Origin of the sequence: Mangrovimonas cancribranchiae, from assembly GCF_037126245.1 — a bacterium.
Taxonomy (GTDB): domain Bacteria; phylum Bacteroidota; class Bacteroidia; order Flavobacteriales; family Flavobacteriaceae; genus Mangrovimonas; species Mangrovimonas cancribranchiae.
Window position 1 is genome coordinate 905,109 of record NZ_CP136925.1, and the last position, 19,501, is coordinate 924,609.

Annotated in this window: 20 protein-coding genes; 15 read left to right on the top strand and 5 right to left on the bottom strand. The window is 34.0% G+C overall.

What is annotated here, in order from left to right:
* Nucleotides 1–53: 53 nt before the first annotated feature.
* Nucleotides 54–1,298 (bottom strand): peptidase T, encoded by a 1,245-nt coding sequence (gene pepT, locus R3L15_RS04030; RefSeq protein ID WP_338733379.1) that lies wholly within the window; start codon nt 1,296–1,298, stop codon nt 54–56.
* 75 nt (nt 1,299–1,373) lie between these two features.
* On the opposite strand from pepT, the gene R3L15_RS04035 reads away from it, so the two are divergent.
* The 10 genes from R3L15_RS04035 to R3L15_RS04080 all read left to right on the top strand — a co-directional run bounded on the left by R3L15_RS04035 (nt 1,374) and on the right by R3L15_RS04080 (nt 10,073).
* Nucleotides 1,374–2,393 carry a quinone-dependent dihydroorotate dehydrogenase gene (locus R3L15_RS04035; protein ID WP_338733380.1) on the top strand — a complete coding sequence of 340 codons (1,020 nt, stop codon included), beginning with the start codon at nt 1,374–1,376 and terminating at the stop codon, nt 2,391–2,393.
* A complete protein-coding gene (locus tag R3L15_RS04040; RefSeq protein ID WP_338733381.1) occupies nt 2,394–3,014 on the top strand; it encodes a LysE family translocator in 621 nt (206 codons plus the stop codon). It begins immediately after the preceding gene.
* A gap of 52 nt (nt 3,015–3,066) precedes the next feature.
* Nucleotides 3,067–3,930 carry a hydroxymethylglutaryl-CoA lyase gene (locus R3L15_RS04045; RefSeq protein WP_338733382.1) on the top strand — a complete coding sequence of 288 codons (864 nt, stop codon included), beginning with the start codon at nt 3,067–3,069 and terminating at the stop codon, nt 3,928–3,930.
* Nucleotides 3,931–4,171: 241 nt separating this feature from the next.
* Nucleotides 4,172–4,609: a thioredoxin family protein gene (locus tag R3L15_RS04050; protein ID WP_338733383.1), complete on the top strand. Its 438-nt coding sequence runs from the start codon at nt 4,172–4,174 to the stop codon at nt 4,607–4,609.
* A complete protein-coding gene (locus R3L15_RS04055; RefSeq protein ID WP_338733384.1) occupies nt 4,610–5,590 on the top strand; it encodes an FAD:protein FMN transferase in 981 nt (326 codons plus the stop codon).
* Complete coding sequence (locus R3L15_RS04060; protein WP_338733385.1) at nt 5,587–5,796, top strand: DUF4266 domain-containing protein; 210 nt, start codon at nt 5,587–5,589, stop codon at nt 5,794–5,796. Before R3L15_RS04055 ends, R3L15_RS04060 begins: the two co-directional genes overlap by 4 nt.
* 2 nt (nt 5,797–5,798) lie before the next feature.
* Nucleotides 5,799–7,088: a DUF3570 domain-containing protein gene (locus R3L15_RS04065; protein ID WP_338733386.1), complete on the top strand. Its 1,290-nt coding sequence runs from the start codon at nt 5,799–5,801 to the stop codon at nt 7,086–7,088.
* Nucleotides 7,089–7,093: 5 nt separating this feature from the next.
* Entirely contained in the window at nt 7,094–7,810 is a 717-nt protein-coding gene (locus tag R3L15_RS04070; RefSeq protein ID WP_338734109.1) for an Insecticidal toxin complex protein, read from the top strand.
* Nucleotides 7,811–7,882: 72 nt separating this feature from the next.
* Nucleotides 7,883–9,355, top strand: a complete 1,473-nt coding sequence (gene guaB, locus R3L15_RS04075) for an IMP dehydrogenase (RefSeq protein ID WP_338733387.1) — start codon at nt 7,883–7,885, stop codon at nt 9,353–9,355.
* A gap of 76 nt (nt 9,356–9,431) precedes the next feature.
* A complete protein-coding gene (locus R3L15_RS04080) occupies nt 9,432–10,073 on the top strand; it encodes a sterol desaturase family protein (RefSeq protein ID WP_338733388.1) in 642 nt (213 codons plus the stop codon).
* 17 nt (nt 10,074–10,090) lie between these two features.
* Here R3L15_RS04080 and R3L15_RS04085 read toward each other — a convergent pair whose 3' ends face one another.
* Nucleotides 10,091–10,765: an NAD-dependent deacylase gene (locus R3L15_RS04085; RefSeq protein WP_338733389.1), complete on the bottom strand. Its 675-nt coding sequence runs from the start codon at nt 10,763–10,765 to the stop codon at nt 10,091–10,093.
* A gap of 55 nt (nt 10,766–10,820) precedes the next feature.
* Here R3L15_RS04085 and R3L15_RS04090 point away from each other — a divergent pair, with 55 nt between their 5' ends.
* Nucleotides 10,821–11,477, top strand: a complete 657-nt coding sequence (locus tag R3L15_RS04090; RefSeq protein ID WP_338733390.1) for an RNA methyltransferase — start codon at nt 10,821–10,823, stop codon at nt 11,475–11,477.
* A gap of 10 nt (nt 11,478–11,487) precedes the next feature.
* On the opposite strand, the gene R3L15_RS04095 is transcribed toward R3L15_RS04090, so the two are convergent.
* Nucleotides 11,488–12,270: a carboxypeptidase-like regulatory domain-containing protein gene (locus R3L15_RS04095; protein ID WP_338733391.1), complete on the bottom strand. Its 783-nt coding sequence runs from the start codon at nt 12,268–12,270 to the stop codon at nt 11,488–11,490.
* A 167-nt stretch (nt 12,271–12,437) separates the two neighbouring features.
* On the opposite strand from R3L15_RS04095, the gene R3L15_RS04100 reads away from it, so the two are divergent.
* Entirely contained in the window at nt 12,438–15,380 is a 2,943-nt protein-coding gene (locus R3L15_RS04100; RefSeq protein ID WP_338733393.1) for a T9SS type B sorting domain-containing protein, read from the top strand.
* Here R3L15_RS04100 and R3L15_RS04105 read toward each other — a convergent pair whose 3' ends face one another.
* Nucleotides 15,381–17,126, bottom strand: a complete 1,746-nt coding sequence (locus R3L15_RS04105; RefSeq protein WP_338733395.1) for a DEAD/DEAH box helicase — start codon at nt 17,124–17,126, stop codon at nt 15,381–15,383.
* Nucleotides 17,127–17,335: 209 nt separating this feature from the next.
* On the opposite strand from R3L15_RS04105, the gene R3L15_RS04110 reads away from it, so the two are divergent.
* A complete protein-coding gene (locus R3L15_RS04110; protein ID WP_338733397.1) occupies nt 17,336–18,001 on the top strand; it encodes a DUF4421 family protein in 666 nt (221 codons plus the stop codon).
* Nucleotides 17,956–18,348 (top strand): DUF4421 family protein, encoded by a 393-nt coding sequence (locus tag R3L15_RS04115; RefSeq protein ID WP_338733398.1) that lies wholly within the window; start codon nt 17,956–17,958, stop codon nt 18,346–18,348. The genes R3L15_RS04110 and R3L15_RS04115 overlap by 46 nt, the downstream gene beginning before the upstream one ends.
* Before the next feature lie 7 nt (nt 18,349–18,355).
* On the opposite strand, the gene R3L15_RS04120 is transcribed toward R3L15_RS04115, so the two are convergent.
* Nucleotides 18,356–18,931, bottom strand: coding sequence for a non-canonical purine NTP diphosphatase (locus R3L15_RS04120; protein WP_338733399.1), 576 nt, complete (start codon nt 18,929–18,931; stop codon nt 18,356–18,358).
* Between the two features lie 152 nt (nt 18,932–19,083).
* On the opposite strand from R3L15_RS04120, the gene hpf reads away from it, so the two are divergent.
* A complete protein-coding gene (hpf, locus tag R3L15_RS04125) occupies nt 19,084–19,383 on the top strand; it encodes a ribosome hibernation-promoting factor, HPF/YfiA family (protein ID WP_338733400.1) in 300 nt (99 codons plus the stop codon).
* Nucleotides 19,384–19,501 lie beyond the last annotated feature (118 nt).

Genomic DNA, 19,501 nt, shown 5'->3' on the forward strand with positions numbered 1-19,501 from the left:
AAGCACAACAATTACTGTTGTGCTTTTTTACTTTATAAAGAATATGAATAACTTTAATTGCTATATTTTTCAGCAGTTAGTTCGGCAATTTTACAAATAACTTGTGTCGCTTTTATAATACTTTCTACAGGAACATACTCGTAGCGTCCATGGAAATTGTGCCCGCCAGCAAATATGTTAGGACACGGTAATCCCATATAGCTTAACTGGGAACCATCGGTACCACCACGAATAGGTTTAATGATTGGCTCAATGTCCAGTTGTTTCATAGCTTCCTCTGCAATATCTACAATATGCATTACTGGTTCTACTTTTTCTTTCATATTAAAGTATTGATCTTTAATATCAATATTAATTACTTCTTTTTCGTACTGGGTGTTTAATTCTTCGGCCAGTTTTAGCATGACTTCTTTGCGTGCTTCGAAGTGGCTTTTATCATGATCGCGAATAATATATTCTAAAGTCGTTTTTTCAACAGCCCCTTTCATATTATGTAAATGAAAAAAGCCCTGATAGCCTTCGGTATGTTCTGGTGTTTCTAGTCTTGGTAACGAATTAATAAATTCTGTGGCAATGTACATAGAATTTACCAGTTTTCCTTTAGCATAGCCAGGATGTACAATTTTACCTTTTACGGTCACCACAGCGCCAGCAGCATTAAAGTTTTCGTACTCCAATTCGCCTACTTGGCTACCATCCATGGTATAAGCCCATTCTGCTCCAAATTTTTCAACATCAAATTTGTGAGCACCACGGCCTATTTCTTCATCGGGAGTAAACCCAACTTTTATATCGCCATGTTTTATTTCGGGGTGTTGAATTAAATATTCCATAGCCGAAACAATTTCGCAAATCCCAGCTTTATCATCGGCGCCAAGAAGTGTGGTGCCATCAGTAGTGATAAGCGTTTGCCCAATGTAAAGTTTTAAGTCTTCAAAATAATCTGGCGATAATACGATACCTTCTTCTTTATTTAAAAGAATGTCGTTACCATCGTAATTCGGAATTATTTTAGGATTTACGTTAGCACCTGTAAAATCTGGAGACGTATCAAAATGCGATACAAAGCCAATAGCAGGAACTTTGTGATCTACATTACTTGGTAGGGTTGCCATGATGTATGCATTCTCATCGATAGTTACATCGGATAATCCAATAGCTTTAAGTTCTTCAACTAATTTATTAGCTAAATCCCATTGTTTTTCAGTGCTTGGTGTGGTGTTAGATTTTGGGTCGGACTCGGTATCTATTGTAACATAGCTTACAAATCGATCTATAATATGTTGTTTATCTATCATTATGATATTTTTTTTGAAGTGTTATTACGTTAAAACATAGCCAAAAATACTATTTTTGCAGCACAAATTAGTATTATGTACAAAGCTTTCGTTCGTCCCATTTTTTTCTTGTTCGATCCAGAAAATATTCATCATTTCACGTTTTCATTTATCCGTTTTTTAAATAAGCTTCCTTTTGTGTCTTCAATATTTAGAAGTTTGTATTTAGTAAATGATAAGCGGTTAGAAAAACATTTATTTGGCTTAACATTTAAAAACCCTGTGGGCCTAGCTGCTGGCTTTGATAAAGATGCTAAACTATATAATGAATTAGGAGATTTAGGTTTTGGTTTTGTAGAAATAGGAACATTAACGCCAAAAGGGCAACCAGGAAATCCTAAAAAACGGTTGTTTAGGTTAAAAGCAGATAGCGCTATAATTAATAGGATGGGGTTTAATAATGGTGGTGTAGATGAAGCCGTTGAACGCTTAAAAAACAATAAAGGTGTGTTAATTGGCGGTAATATTGGAAAGAACAAAGTTACTCCAAACGAACATGCTACCGATGATTATGTGTATTGCTTTAAAGCTTTATTTGATTATGTAGATTATTTTGTGGTTAATGTAAGTTCTCCTAACACCCCTAATTTAAGAGCGTTACAAGATAAAGAGCCCTTAACACAGTTACTACAAACCTTAAAAGACTTAAATGCTGAAAAGCCTAATCCTAAACCTATTTTACTTAAAATAGCACCCGATTTAACTAACGAACAGTTATTGGACATTATCGATATTGTTAAAATCACAAAAATAGATGGTGTTATAGCAACTAATACAACAATATCTAGAGAAGGTTTACAATCTGAGAATAAAACCGAAGTTGGTGGGTTAAGTGGAAAACCATTAACCAAACGCTCAACTGAAGTAATTAAATTCTTATCAGAAAAGAGTAATAAAGCTTTTCCTATTATTGGTGTAGGCGGCATTCATTCTGCAAAAGATGCTTTAGAAAAGTTAGATGCAGGTGCCGATTTAGTGCAGTTATATACAGGCTTTATTTATGAAGGACCAAAATTGGTAAAAGCAATTAATAAAGCCATATTAAAACGCTTGTAGTTGAATTACGATATACTCATATCGTTTGTTTTAGCAACCTCTGCTTTAGCTATATCACCTGGGCCAGATAATATTTATGTGCTTTTGCAAAGTATTGCTCATGGAAAAGCGTCCGGTTTGGCAACTGTGGCTGGATTAATTTCTGGTTGCTTGGTGCATACCACGCTTGTTGCTTTTGGTGTTTCGGCTATAATAAAAAATAATGAAGACCTGTTTTTAATCATTAAAATTTTTGGCGCTTGTTACTTACTTTATTTAGCCTATAAAGTGTATAAAAGTAGCTCGCAATTACATTTAGATGGTGGTCATGCCGTTCCCAAGAAAAGTTTAACACAGCTTTTTAAACAAGGCATTGTTATGAATGTGCTTAACCCTAAAGTGTCGTTGTTTTTTCTGGCTTTATTCCCAGGCTTTTTGTTTAGTAATACACTAAGTAAAGTCACACAGTTTTACGTGTTGGGCTTGTTGTTTATGTTAGTGTCTCTTATTATTTTTTCTGCTATTGCCATACTTTCTGGAGCAATATCTAATTACATTAAGCAACATGCTAATATAGGTGTGTACTTAAAATGGCTTCAAATTGTAGTATTTGTTCTGATTGCGATTTTAATTCTGATATAGATTTCAAGAAAACGTTTTCGTAGAACACAATCTTTCTTATCTTTGAATTTCTATGAACGACCACGTAAAAATTATTGAATGCCCTAGAGATGCCATGCAAGGCATTAAAGCATTTATCCCTACCCAAAAGAAGGTGCAATACATTCAGTCCTTATTACGTGTTGGGTTTGACACCATAGATTTTGGAAGTTTTGTATCACCCAAAGCCATTCCACAAATGGTAGATACTGCAGAGGTGTTATCGCAGCTAGATTTATCTAAAACCCAAAGTAAATTGCTCGCTATTATTGCAAATGTACGTGGCGCAAATGATGCTTCAAAACATGAGCAAATACAATATTTAGGGTATCCATTTTCTATATCCGAAAACTTTCAAATGCGTAATACACATAAAACCATTTCGCAATCGGTAGATATTTTAAAGGAGATACTAGACATTGCAAGCAATTCTAATAAAGAGGTTGTTGTGTATATTTCTATGGGATTTGGAAACCCTTATGGCGACCCTTGGAATGTTGATATAGTAGGGGAGTGGACCGAAAAATTAGCCGATATGGGAGTGAAAATATTATCGTTAAGCGATACTGTTGGCACATCAAACCCAGAAAATATTGATTATCTATTTTCCAACTTGATACCCAAATATCCTCACGTAGAGTTTGGAGCACATTTGCACACCACGCCAACCACTTGGTTTGAGAAAGTAGATGCCGCTTATAAAGCTGGATGTAGACGGTTTGATGGCGCTATTCAAGGTTTTGGCGGTTGCCCCATGGCTAAAGACGAACTTACAGGCAATATGCCTACCGAAAAACTATTGTCTTATTTCACCTCAAAGAAATCTAGCGACTTAAATGCTATGAGTTTTGAAAGCGCTTATAACGAAGCCACCAAAATATTTAGTCAGTATCATTAGAGGTTTCTTTAATACGTTTTTAGTCTAAATAGTATAGTAATTAAGTAAAATAAATTTCTTTAATTTCCTGGAAATAAAGGTTTTATGTGTAAAAAAATATTTGTTGTTGTTTAGTGAAAATTAAGTTTTTCACGTTTCTGTGTAACATTTATAACACTAAAACTGAAATATTAGTTATTAATTAGCGTTACCTTTTATTTAAAGTAACAAGTAACACAAGTAGTATTTAGATTTATATAAAATGAAAAAGATAATATTTTTATTAGCCATTGTATTAGTTTCTAATATGATGTTTTCTCAAGATTGGCATAACAATTTTAAAGACGCACAATCAAAAGCACAGGAGTCTCATAAACCTATGATTTTGGTTTTTTCAGGGTCAGATTGGTGTGCCCCTTGTATTAAGTTAGATAAGCAAGTCTTCCAAAGTGACGCTTTTAAAAACTATGCCAATGAAAATGTCGTTTTAATTCGTGCAGATTTTCCGCGTAAAAAACAAAACGCCTTATCCGATGAACAACAAAAACAAAATAGAGGTTTAGCCGAAAAGTATAACCCCAATGGTTTCTTTCCTTATGTATTAGTCCTAAACGAAAAAGGAGATATATTAGGTAAAATGGGCTATGAAAAAGTAAAACCTGAAACTTATATAAATAAACTCCAATCATTTGTAAAGTAAATGAAATTTCTGCTACCGCTATATTGTTTTCTTATAGTATCTCAAGTAACTTTAGCTCAAGGGACTTACAAGAAGACCTTAAAGTTAATGGGAAGTCGGTTTGATATTACAGTTATTGCCGATTCTCAAGAAGAATCCGATATTTTTATAAACGATGCCGTTGAAGAAATACAACGTATAGAACGCTTAATATCGTCTTGGGATCCAAATTCGCAAACATCATTAATAAATAGTCAAGCAGGTGTAAAACCAGTTGTTGTCGATTTAGAATTATTTAACCTAATAAAACGAGCTATTGGTATTTCAAACCTTACACAAGGCGCTTTTGATATATCGTATGCCTCAATGGATAAAATTTGGCAGTTTGATGGCAGTATGACCAAAATGCCCGAAGCTTCTACAATAAAACAATCTGTATCTAAAGTAGGGTATAAGAATATTATTCTAGATGAAGCAAACCATAGTGTGTTTTTAAAATTGAAGGGTATGAAAATTGGTTTTGGAGCCATAGGAAAAGGCTATGCTGCAGATCAAGCTAAAGCGCTTTTAAAAGAAAAAGGTGTACAAGGAGGTATTATAAATGCCTCGGGTGATATGAACACTTGGGGCTATCAAACCAACGGAAAACCCTGGCAAATAGCTATAACCAATCCGTTAAATAAAGAGCATGTTTTTGCTATGCTTCCAGTAGATAATCGTGCTATTGTAACCTCTGGTAATTACGAAAAGTATGTAAAGTTTAATAATACAAGGTATACCCATATTATAGATCCAAGAACAGGATACCCAAGTACAGGTGTAATTAGCGTAAGCGTACTAGCACCAAAAGCCGAATTAGCCGATGCTTTAGCAACATCTATCTTTGTAATGGGAAAAGATATTGGATTAGATTTTGTTAACCAATTAGATCAAATTGATTGTATAATAATAGATGAGAATGGAACCGTTTTCTATTCAAATAAAATAAAACCAAAAAAATGAAAAAGCTTATAATGTTAAGTGTATTCGCTTTGTTTTTAAGTTCGTGTGTCACGGTAAAAGAATACGATAAAGTTAATATAAACGATCCAGAAATGGTATTGTCTGCAAAGAAAATAGAGCGTTTTGAAACTAATTTTCAATTATACCGTGAAGCCTCTTCTGGAGCTAATGGAGGAAAAACAGGAGGAGGCTGTGGTTGTAATTAATTATGAAAAAAGCAGTAAGCATACTAATAGGTCTTCTAAGCTTGATTTCTTATGGTCAAGAAGTCAATGAAGATGATGCAACATCGTACAAAAAGAAAGTTTTAGAGTCGACAGAGGTTGATTTTTTAATGAGCTACTACACACAAGACGGTAATCACGCCGCAGTTTCAGGAGGACAAGGTACAGAAGAATTAACCGATCTTACACCAACTTTTGTTGTCGCTGTTCCTTTAAATAGCGACGACGTTTTAACGGTCGATGCTGGTATTTCTGCATACTCGTCGGCCTCATCAAGTAATATTAATCCATTCGATTCATCCAAACCAGCAAGTCCATATTCCGACTCATCTGGAGCATCAGCTTCCGATGTTTGGGTAGGTGCAAATATGGGGTATTCTCACAGTTCAGATGACAGAAATAATATTATTGAAGGGCATCTAAGCGTCGCTACAGAATATGATTATTTCTCTTTGGGATTTGGAGGAAGTTATACCCGTTTATTTAACGAAAAAAATACCGAAATAAGTGCAAAAGCCAATGTGTTTTTAGATACTTGGAATCCGCAATATCCTATAGAATTACGCCCAGATTTTTCAAATAATAATATTACTGGAACAGGAACGTATAATCCATTTAAATATCAGGCTTTTAATGATGAAAACCGTAATTCGTACAGTTTGTCTATAAGTGTTTCACAAATACTATCTAAAAAATTACAAGCGTCTGTTTTTATCGATTTCGTACAGCAAGAAGGATTATTGTCAACACCACATCAACGGGTATATTTTAAAGATCAGCCAGACTTTTTTATTGATGATTTTCAATTAGCCGATGATGTAGAGCGCTTACCAGATACACGTTTTAAAATTCCTGTTGGTGCACGTTTAAACTATTTTGTAAACGAACGTTTAACCGTTAGGACCTATTATCGTTTTTACAATGATGATTGGGGTATAAACTCGCATACGGCAAGTATAGAATTACCTTTTAAAATTTCAGATAAATTTACAGTATATCCAGTATATCGTTTTTATACTCAAACAGCAGCAGATTATTTTGCACCGTATGAGGCACATCTTTCAACAGAAGAATTTTATACCTCAGATTACGATTTATCCAAATTCCATAGCAATCAATATGGCTTTGGGTTTAATTACACCGATATTTTTGCTTCCATGCACTTATGGAAATTTGGTTTAAAAAGTATAGACTTCCGCTATGGTTATTACGACAGAAGCGATGGGTTAAGTGCTAATATATTTTCTGCAGGATTTAAGTTTATAATGGACTAAGTTTGATGCTTTATTTTTTTAGATGTACTATACTCATAATCACTCTCTTTTTTGTAACACCGTTTTTTGCTAAAGAGTGGAAATCACTTCATCAGTACCAAAAAAAAACAGGGAAGATCGAGTTGTCGCTTTCAGATTGGTTAAAAAAAGATCGTGTAAAAAATACGGTAGTTTGGCAAGAAGCCAACACTCATAATTTAACACATAATTTATATAACGAGTACCAAACCATAAGAGAACGTCGCGATTTTTACTTATGGTATTACAAAGAAATAGATGCCAAAGGTCATGAGGTTGTTTGGCCAAAAATGGCCCATTTTATTTCAAAAAAATTACGGTTAACCATGGCGTTTCCCTACAAGATTTTTTTAGGAAAATCTGTGAAACAATATAGCGAAAAAGGTAGCAAAACAGTTTTTGATAAAGCATTTACCGAAATGAAACGTTTGTTTTATTCTGATAATGTTTTAAAAGGTACATTGGCCTTAAATTGGGATAAAGCTATTTTAAAAAAAGAACAATACGATTGGCTTGTGCCTGTTTATGAAACAGTTGATGAAAAAACAAAAAAAACAATTACCAACATTGCCAAAGGACATTGTTTTTATGGGGTTTTAGTCCCAAAATCAATTCGTTTTAAAGGCAATCTTTCCAATGCATCAGAACGTTACAATTATGCCTTAAACGACTTGCGGGACTATTGTAAATCACATTATAAATAATTTAACGCCAACTTAAAAAGTATTCAGCTATAATGTCGTATATTTGCATGCAATTATAATCGTAATTGCATCATGACAGCACATCAAAATAAGATTCTAGGTGAAGGATTAACCTACGATGACGTCCTTTTAGTTCCAGCTTTTTCAGAAGTTTTACCACGCGAGGTAAGTATTCAAACTAAATTTACAAGAAACATAACATTAAACGTTCCTATAGTTTCAGCAGCTATGGATACCGTTACCGAAAGTCGTATGGCTATAGCTATAGCACGAGAAGGAGGTATTGGGGTGTTACATAAAAACATGACTATAGAGCAACAAGCTGTAAAAGTAAGACGTGTTAAACGTGCAGAAAGTGGAATGATTATCGATCCGGTAACGTTGCCATTAACAGCTAAAGTGATTGATGCAAAACAAAACATGGCCGAGCATAGCATTGGAGGGATACCAATTGTTGATGAAGAAGGTATTTTAAAAGGCATTGTAACCAATCGCGATTTACGATTTGAAAAAAATGACAATCGTCCTATCGTTGAAGTCATGACTTCAGAAAATCTTGTAACAGCAGGAGAAGGAACCTCTTTAATGGATGCCGAGGTGATTTTACAAGACAACAAAATTGAAAAACTTCCTGTCGTTGGTGAAAATAATAAGTTAATCGGTCTTATTACATTTAGAGATATCACCAAACTTACTCAGAAACCTAACGCAAATAAAGATGAATACGGAAGGCTAAGAGTAGCAGCTGCCATAGGAGTAACTGCCGACGCTGTAGAACGTGCTGAAGCCTTGGTAAATGCAGGTGTTGATGCTGTTATTATAGATACAGCTCATGGCCATACTAAAGGGGTTGTTGCTGTTTTAAAAGAAGTTAAAAAGAAGTTTCCAAAATTAGAAGTGGTTGTTGGTAATATTGCTACGCCAGCAGCAGCTAAATATTTAGTAGATGCAGGAGCCGATGCTGTTAAAGTAGGTATTGGACCAGGATCTATCTGTACCACACGTGTTGTTGCAGGTGTTGGCTTTCCGCAATTCTCGGCAGTATTAGAAGTTGCAGCAGCCATTAAAGGAACAGGTGTTCCGGTAATTGCAGATGGTGGAATTCGTTATACAGGAGATATTCCAAAAGCCATTGCTGCTGGAGCTGATTGTGTGATGTTAGGATCTTTACTAGCGGGGACTAAAGAATCACCTGGTGAAACCATTATTTACGAAGGTAGAAAGTTTAAATCTTACCGTGGAATGGGATCGGTTGAAGCTATGAAAAAAGGCAGTAAAGACCGTTACTTTCAAGATGTAGAAGATGATATTAAAAAATTAGTGCCAGAAGGGATTGTTGGTCGTGTTCCATATAAAGGCGAGTTGGTAGAAAGTATTCACCAGTTTATTGGTGGGTTACGTGCTGGAATGGGATATTGTGGTGCTAACAATATAAAAGCACTTAAAAATAATGGTCAATTTGTTAAAATTACGTCTAGTGGTATTCATGAAAGCCATCCACACGATGTAACAATAACCAAAGAGGCTCCTAATTATTCTAGGTAAAACATTCTGATTTTAAGCTGTTTAGGTTGATTTTGATGGTGTTTTTTGTTATTTTTAGTAAATAACTTAAGGCATTATGAAAACTAAAGTCAAAACTGATTATAAATTAGGAGAGGCTCAAATTTTTAAAAGCCAATTTTTAGAGCGTTTAACAAAAACTAATGCAATCACGAATGTGCTTATTTATGGACTAATTGTGGTTGCATTAATATGTTATGCTTTAATAGTTGTTGGACTGTCTTTTATAATTTTTTTAAGCCTCTTTGCGTTTGGAATTGTCTTTTGGACATTAGCAGAATATGTTCTACATAGATTTCTTTTTCATTGGGTAACAGAACATAAAGTGGTACAACGGTTTCATTTTATTATGCATGGTTCTCATCATGAATATCCAAAAGATAAACAGCGTTTGTTAATGCCACCAGTTCCAGGAATACTATTAGCCTCGCTATTGTTTGGTGGCTTCTATATCGTTTTCTGGGTTGTAGGAGTTCCGGAATTAGTCTTTGGGTTTTATCCTGGGTTCTTTTTAGGCTATTTAATGTATTCTTTTGTACATCGTGCCATTCATGTACGTAAGCCCCCTAAACGTTTTAAGCATTTGTGGCATCATCATAACCTTCATCATTTTCAATATCCAGATAAAGCTTTTGGAGTATCTAATACATTTTGGGATAAAGTTTTTGGAACGATGCCGCCTAAACAGAAACTTAATTAGTGGTTACGTGTATATTTTTAAAAGAACTGATTAATAAAAAGTTCTAAACCTATTGTAGCTTTTTCCGAGATAACATTAACTTGGTGAGTACTGCTTAAAGCGGGTTTAGGATCTATATAATAAATACTTGTGTTTTGTGGCACATAATCTATTAAGCTAGCTGCTGGGTAAACTTGCATAGAGGTGCCAATAATTAATAATATATCGGCTGTTTGACAAATTTTAATGGCGTTTTCTATCATAGGAACAGCTTCGCCAAACCAAACAATATGAGGGCGTATTTGATGGCCTTCTTTGCAAATATCACCTAACATAATATCTTTTTTCCAAGGAAACACATTGGTTGCATTGCCACTACTTCTTGCTTTTAAAAGTTCGCCATGTAAATGAATAACATTGCTACTACCAGCACGTTCATGTAAATCATCAACATTTTGAGTAATGATGGTAGTTTTTATATGCTTTTCAAGATCTGCTAAGGTATAATGTGCTTGATTAGGCGATACCTCAAGTAGTTGTTTTCTACGTTGGTTGTAAAAGTCTAAAACAAGTTTAGGATGTTTTTTAAAACCATCTGGAGAGGCGACTGTCATCACATCATGACCTTCCCATAATCCATTTTCATCTCTAAATGTTTTTATACCACTTTCGGCACTCATACCAGCACCTGTAAGAACAACTAAATGTTTCATGCTTATTCTACTTTAGAAGTAGGTGCAAATTAGGATTTTAAATTATCTTTGAAAAATGATAGATATTAAACTTCTTGAGTATTTAGAAAGCTACTTAACAGATAATAGAAAACAGCGATTTTCTGACGTTCTTAAAGAGCGAACAAGGCATTTTACGGTAGCTACCGAAGATGTCTACCATTTACACAACACAAGTGCTGTTATACGAAGCTGTGATGTATTTGGCATACAAGATGTTCATGTTATTGAAGAAAAACGAACCAAGCGCATAGAAAGTGAAATTGCGTTAGGTGCCCAAAAATGGGTAGACATTCACAGGCATAAATCGACTGAAAGCTGTATTAATAGTTTAAGAGACAAAGGTTATCAAATAGTAGCCACAACACCACATACTAACGATTGTGAGTTGCAAGATTTTGATATAACAAAAAAGTCATGTTTCTTTTTTGGAAAAGAAGTTAACGGCTTATCTGAAACCGTTATGGAGCAAGCCGATTGTTTTTTAAAGATTCCTATGGTTGGATTTACCGAGAGTTTAAATATTTCTGTTTCGGCAGCTATTATTCTTCAGTATGTAACATCTCAATTAAAACAAAAGGAGTTATCGTGGGCATTAACAGATGAAGAACTATTAGAAAAACGATTGGATTGGGCTAAAAAATCTTTAAAAAATTACGATAGCTTACTTAAGCGTTTTTACGACAATAAATAGTGTGAATATATTAAAGTCGGCCAGATTTTCTACTGCGGCTTAGTACTTTATATTCTTCATAACATTCGCTAATAGCATCAAGTATTTGAAGGTCGTTGGCTTCTCTTATAAAGCCTTTTGAATAGTTACACTGACGCACAATTTCATCTAAATCCACTTTATCTACTTGTAACAAGGCCATAAGCATTTCTCTATCAAAACGGTTTGCTAAAATGTTTCTAATTTCATCATCTTGTTTCATTTTCTTTAGCTTACGCATTTCGTTGGGCTGCTTGCCAAACATACGGTGTAAAAAATCGGCAGGATTAAAAATAGCTCCTAATACTTTTGTGACACCGTTTTTATGATTACCTGCCTCGTAACCAGTAGAAGGCAAGCCAGATATGCTATAGCGATAATTTGTGTTAATAGGAATTTGATTAATATCTACTTTTAAATGCCCTGTAAGTTTAAATTGATGTACAACTACTTCTTCTAATGCTAGTGCTAATTCGGTAAGCTCTATTGTAGACTCTCCAAATTTGATCCAGTCGTTAGTAACACGTACTTTAATAGATTTAAACCCTAAATATGAAAAGTGTAAAGTATCGTTAGCTTGGGCTCTTAGTTCAAATTGCCCTTCCTGGCTAGTAGAGGTTCCTACTACTTGGGTTAAGTTTACAATATTTACATTCTCTAAGGGGCTGCCATTGGCCGAATTAACCACTTTACCCTTAACAAAAGTGTCTTCGTTTTGGGCAAAAGCAACTGCACTAAGCAATAAACATGTTATAAAAAAGAAATAAAATTTCATAAGAGTTGTATGAGTTGTAAAAATAGGAAACTTAAAAAGAAAATCTGATTATTTGTAATTTAATATTTTCATAAAGTTTTTTATTTAAAATTATGTACATTTACAAGGATGAGGATTATTATTTAATCTTTTTTATAAGCTATTAGTCAAATTTAATTTTTAGAAACTTGTTTAAAATAGATGTTATTTCTGTTAGGTTAATTTTTGCCCTTTTTTTATGTTTTATTTCGGTAAGTTATTCGCAAGAAGAAGCTTCTATTTGGTACTTTGGTTTTAATGCTGGAGTTCAATTTAATGCTGGATCACCAGATCCTATTGTTTTAAACGACGGTCAATTATCTACAGAAGAAGGATGTTCTACCATATCTGACTCTAATGGAAATTTGCTTTTTTATAGTGATGGTATAACCGTTTGGGATAAAATGCATAATGTTATGCCTAATGGTACGGGACTTAGAGGAGATCCATCGAGTACGCAATCAGGCATAATAGTGCCCAAACCTAATAATCCCGATGTTTATTATATTTTTACTGTAGTAAATGAAGCAAATGCAGAAGGCTTATGTTACTCTGAAGTTGATATGAATTTAAATGGTGGAAATGGCGATGTAACTTCAGTAAAAAATGTCGAACTTTTATCGCCTTCAACAGAAAAAATATCGGCCGTTATGCATGGAAATGATACCGATATTTGGGTTATAGGACACGGATGGGAGAACAATAGTTTTTTAGCTTATAGAGTAACACCCTCTGGAGTAAATGTTACTCCTGTGATTTCTAATGTAGGCGAGGTTCATGGAGGAAACACAGCTAGTACTATAGGGTATTTAAAATTTTCTCCAGATGGCCAAAAATTAGCAGTAGCTAAATGGTCTAATAATTCTTTTGTAGAAATTTTAGATTTTGATGATACTACAGGAGCGGTTTCTAACCCAGTAACTATAAATGGTTTGTTTTATTTAGGTGTGTCTAATGGGGCTTATGGTATAGAGTTTTCACCAGATAGTAGTTTGTTGTATGTAGGCGATACAAATTTTAGTACCTCTGAAGGTAGAGTGCATCAATTTGATGTAACCCAGCCCACTGCCAATGCGATTATTAATTCACAAACAATATTAAACGAGGGAACTGAAATTCCTGGAGCATTACAACTTGCTATAAACGGTAAAATTTATATTTCAAATACCTCCACAGGAAACTTAGATGTTATAGAAAGCCCTAACGAACTAGGTGCAAACTGCAATTATGTTAGTAATGTGGTAGATTTATCACCTGGAATAGCTGTTTATGGGTTACCACCGTTTATTCAATCATTTTTTTCGGTAGCTATTAATGTGGAGAATGTTTGTTTAGGTAGTGAGACGGAATTCTTTATAGAAGCAACAGATGAGATAGAATCTATTTCTTGGGATTTTGGAGATGGCAATACATCAACAGAAGAGATTCCAACACATATTTACCAAACGGCAGGCGATTATGTGGTATCGGTTACGGTATCTACAACCGATGAAACTAAAACATTTGAAAGAGATATTTCTATTTATTCTGTTCCCGTAGCAAATCAAGCGAGCGATTATATACTTTGCGATATTGGAAATGATGGCGAAGAAAGCTTTGATCTTAACACCAAAACAACCGAAATATTAGGAACCCAATCAGCAACCGATTTTGAAGTCATGTATTATGCCTCAATGGAAGACGCCGAAAATAAAGAAAACGAACTTACAATACCTTATTTAAGTAATAACCAAGAGGTTTTTGCAAGAATATACAACGCACAAGCACCAAATTGTTATGATATTTCAAGCTTTAATTTAATACTTAGTCAGCAACCAGAAGCCCAGCCCATACAAGATATTATAACTTGTGATAATGAGATTGTAGATGGAAGCGAAACAATAGTTTTTAATACCATAACTCCCATAGTTTTAGGGAACCAAGACGCTAGCTTATTTAATGTTAGTTATCATTTAAATGAAACCGATGCTGAAAACAATAATGGCAACTTACCAACGGTTTACACAACAGTTAATAATCCCCAAGAAATTTTTGTGAGAATAGAAAATACAGATAATAACACCTGTTACGATGTTACCTCTTTTAATGTTTTTATAGAAGATCAAATTATTGCCTACACACCAGAAAATATGTTTGCGTGTGACGATGCTTCTAATGATGGCGTAGAAGTATTTAACTTAACCAATCAAGAAAACGCTATAATAAATGGCCAAAGCGGAGATTATATTATTTCTTATTATTCAACCGAAACAGACGCTATTTTAAGTGAAAATGCCATATCAAATACCTATCAAAACACAAGTTCTTCTGAAACCATTTTTGCAAGAATTGAAAAAGACACTAATGCAAATTGTTTTGATGTTACTTCGTTTGAAATAGCAGTTTTAGAATATCCTGAGATAATAATGCCAGACTCCTATAATATCTGTACCAATGAAACAGTAATATTACGTGCTCCAATAGGGTTTAACAGTTACTCGTGGTCTACAGGAGAAACAACAAAAGACATTATTGTAACACAACCTGGAGATTATACTGTAATAGTTACAAAAGTATTTAATACAAACCCTATTACCGAATGTGAATCTAGTAAAACAATTCAAGTTATAGAATCTGATGAAGCCATTTTTGAAACTTTTGAAATTCAAGATTGGACAGATAATAGTAACAGTATTGCTGTTTTTGTAACAGGTCTTGGCGATTATGAATATTCCTTAGATAATATAGTATATCAAGACAATCCTGTATTTTATAACCTAGAGCCAGGAGAATATAGTGTGTTTATTAGAGATAAGAATGGTTGTGGTGTTATTTATGAAGACATTTACTTAATGTATTATCCTAAGTTTTTTACTCCAAACGATGATGGGTATAACGATTTTTGGCAGATAAAAATGGCAAGTCACGAACCAGGTTTAGAAATCTATATTCATGATAGACACGGAAAACTATTAACAAAAATAAATCCCAACTCATTAGGTTGGGATGGAACGTTTAATGGCGAGTTAATGCCAACAAACGATTATTGGTTTGTAGTAAAGCGCCCTAGTAATGGCAAAACATATAAAGGGCACTTTACATTAAAACGTTAACTATTTGCGTCTAGAGCGTCTTGGTCTTGACGCTCTAGAACCAGAACGTCTCCCTTTAGAAGAACGGTCAAAACCTTTATTGCTACTATTGTTACGACGACGTTTTCCGCCACCACCGCGTTTACGGCCTTTTCCTTTGCCTTTATCTTCGGTAATTTCGACTTTTATTTTACGACCATTGTACTCAATGTTATTAAAGGTTTCCAATACCTTTTTCTCTTGAGATGTTTCTGTATTGAAAAATGAAAATGTTCCCATAACATCAACTTTAAAGACGTCTTCTTTACCAAGTTGAAGAGTGTCTCTAAGCATGTCTTTAAGTTCCATCCAATTAAAGCCATCTTTTTTACCAACATTGATAAAGAAACGAGTTGATTTTTCGTTACTAGTATCGCGCTCACTACTGTGCTTGGCTTCTAGATTAAGGTCTTTAGAGTCTTTATAATAATTATAAAAACGTGTAAACTCTACCGAAAAGAACTTCTTTATTAATTCATCTTTAGAGGTGTCTTCAAATAGTTGATTAATACTATCTAAATACCCATCAATTTTATGATTAATTTCTGTGTTATGAATTTTATTAGCTAAAGACATTAACTGAACTTCGCAAATTTCCATGCCACTAGGAATTTCCTTTTTTACAAATTCTTTTTGAATTTTTCGCTCTATAGACTTAATACGTCGTAATTCACTTTTAGTAACAATAACCATTGAAACACCGGTTTTTCCAGCACGACCTGTACGACCACTTCGGTGGGTGTAAGTTTCAATTTCATCTGGTAATTGGTAGTTTATTACGTGTGTAATGTCGTCTACATCAATTCCTCTTGCTGCTACATCGGTAGCTACAAGCATTTGGATTTGTTTATTTCTAAAAGCCTTCATTACCAAGTCTCGTTGGTTCTGACTTAAATCGCCATGTAAAGCCCCTGCATTATAACCGTCTTCAATAAGCTTTTCAGCTACTTTTTGGGTGTCTCGTTTAGTTCTACAGAATACAACCGAAAAAATATCTGGGTTTAAATCAGCTAAGCGTTTTAACGCTAAATAGCGTTGTCTACCATTAACAACGTAGTATTCATGACTTACTTGTTCGCTACCTACATTTTTGGCGCCTACGGTAATTTCCATTGGGCTATGCATGAATTCTTTAGCAATACTGGCAACTTCTTTGGGCATAGTTGCCGAAAATAACCAAGTACTTTTGTCCTTTGGAGTATGCGATAATATGCTTGTTATATCTTCATAAAACCCCATGTTAAGCATTTCATCAGCTTCGTCTAAAACAGCGTATTCTATTTTAGAAATATCGACTAATTTTCGGCCAATCATGTCTTTCATTCTACCTGGCGTAGCCACAACAATTTGGGCACCTCTTTTTATGTCTTTGGCTTGCTCGTTTATACTCGCACCACCATAAATGGCCACAACATTTAAGCCTTTACAGTATTTACCATATAGTTTAAGCTCGTTGGTGATTTGTAAACAAAGTTCTCTTGTAGGCGACAGTATAAGCCCTTGAGTTGTGCGACTATCTACATTAATTTTTTGTAGCATAGGAAAGCCAAAAGCAGCAGTTTTTCCTGTTCCTGTTTGTGCTAAAGCAACTAAGTCTTGCTCTTCGTTTTCTTTGTTTAAAAGTGTTGGGATTGCTTTTTCTTGAACTTCACTAGGGGTTTCAAATCCTAAATCAGAAATAGCTTGTAATAGGTCGTTATTAAGACCTAAATCTTGAAATGTGTTCATTTTGTTTTAATAAGTATTCGATTGTATGTTGTGGTGTTACCTAGAAGCGAATCGACATACTTAACCTTAAAACTTCTTGTAACACATCCTCACCCTGAGGAATTTAAAGCGGCAAAGATACGCTTTTATTATGAATATCTTTTTTTGAAACCTTTTTTTGTTTTTCAAAGCGTAATTCATGTAATTTACACCCTGACAAAAGGAGTGTAATGATTTCCAAAGAATTAAACGTAATATCAATTATAACTGTATTTGTTTTAAGCTTTTTAGGTGCTCAGCAGAGTAATGCACAAATAATTAAAGATTCACTAAATATTATTGAAACAGTTGATACGCTTTTTATAGATCGCGATTTCTCTAATTATTCACTACGGGTTTTTACAAATTACAAAGGGAGAACTTTAAAACTGAAGGATGATAATTCTAAATCGCGCTTTGTGCCTAATAACCGGCATGGAATAGGAATAGGGGTAGCTAACAGTAAAATGGTTTTAGATATAGCCTTTAATTTAAAAACAAAGAAAAAGAATGCTACAAAACGGTTTGATATGCAAGGCGCCACTATACTTGGTAAACATAACTATGTGAGCTTTTATTTGCAGTCTTACAAAGGGTTTTTAGCAAAAAATGATTTTGGCGAACCTTCGGTTTTTAGAGGGGATATCAAATCGCTTACAGCTGGGTTTAATTATTTATACACATTATCTGAAATAGAGTTTTCGTATTCGCTTTTAAAAGCAGGATTAGCAAGAAAACATAAAAATGTTTATATAACTGGGGGATTGGGTGTTTTTGCTTTTTTGATTATTTCTCGGCAAACGAAGCTATTTTGCCACAACAGTATTACGAATATTATAGCAACCAAGGGCAAATAAAACGCTATAAAGGCATGGGGGCTGGTGTTTTAGGAGGGCTTTTGTCGGTTTTTGTGTTGCCAAAAAATATAATAGCATCTTGTAATCTTATGCCTGGTGTTGCACTTATTAATAACCAAGTGGTTTTAAATAATGATGATGATTATCGCCCCAAAAAACCAATGCTTTATAAATTAGATTTTACACTTTCTTTAGGATATAACTTTAAGCGTTTTTATGTTAATTTAAGTTATGGTGGCGGAACTTACTTTACAAATTTAGGCCATGGCAATAAATATCATTCTAATATTTCTAACGCAAAATTAGCTGTTGGATATAAGCTTAAAAAGAAACGCGCTAAGCATTAGTATAAGTTTAAATACGATTTAAAAAATCAACTAACTTATTGACAGCTTTTCCACGATGCCCAATTAGGTTTTTTTCTTCTAAAGACATTTCAGCAAATGTTTTGTTGTAACCTTCAGCTTTAAAAATAGGGTCGTAGCCAAAACCTTTGTCGCCTTGCTTTTTAAGGGTGATTTCACCTTTGCAAATGCCCGTAAACGTATTGGTATTGCCATTTAAAATTAATGCGATTACGGTTTTAAACTGTGCCGTTCTATTGGTTTTTGTTTTAAGGTTGTCTAGTAGTTTGTTCATATTATCGTTAGCATTACGTTGCGGACCAGCATACCGTGCTGAGAAAACACCAGGATCGCCATCTAGCGCACTAACTTCTAAACCAGTATCATCGGCAAAACAATCGTATCCATAATGCTGTTTAATATATTCTACTTTTTGCAAAGCATTACCTTTTATGGTATGTTGTGTTTCTGGAATATCTTCATTGCAACCTATATCTTTTAAACTTAATAATGTAATATGTTCGGGGATTAGTGTTTGAACTTCTTTTAGTTTATTTAGATTATTGGTGGCAAAAACAATTTTCATGATAAAGAGTAAATTAGATGCTAAAAATATTAAAGAAAAATTTCAAAAACAGCTTGTATAAAAAATATTTTTTAATGTGATAATTCTCATGTTTTATTCTTATTTTAAGGATTACATTTGATGATATAAATAACCCTATAATCTTATAAGATATGACAATCAACATTAGATACGTAAACATGGATACGAGTGAGGCACTTTCTAGTTACACAGAAAAAAAGTTACACCCTTTAGCTAAAAAACATGAATTTATAATAGGTTGCGATGTAGCTTTTAAGTTAGATAATAACCAAAAAGAACAAGGACACATTTGTAATATGGAATTGAGTTTACCTGGGCCACGTATCTTTGCCACTTCAACAGAGAAAAATTTTGAAATGGCAGTTAAAGAAACCATAAGTGATTTAGAAAAACAACTTAAAAAAAGAAAGCATATATTTAATACACATTAATATACAAGTTTAATTTAAAAAATAAAGCCTTGTAGAGCCTATCCACTCTGCAAGGCTTTTTAAATTGTTAAAGCTGTATAGAGAATTGTATATTTGTGTTAAACCAAACTTGAAGTTT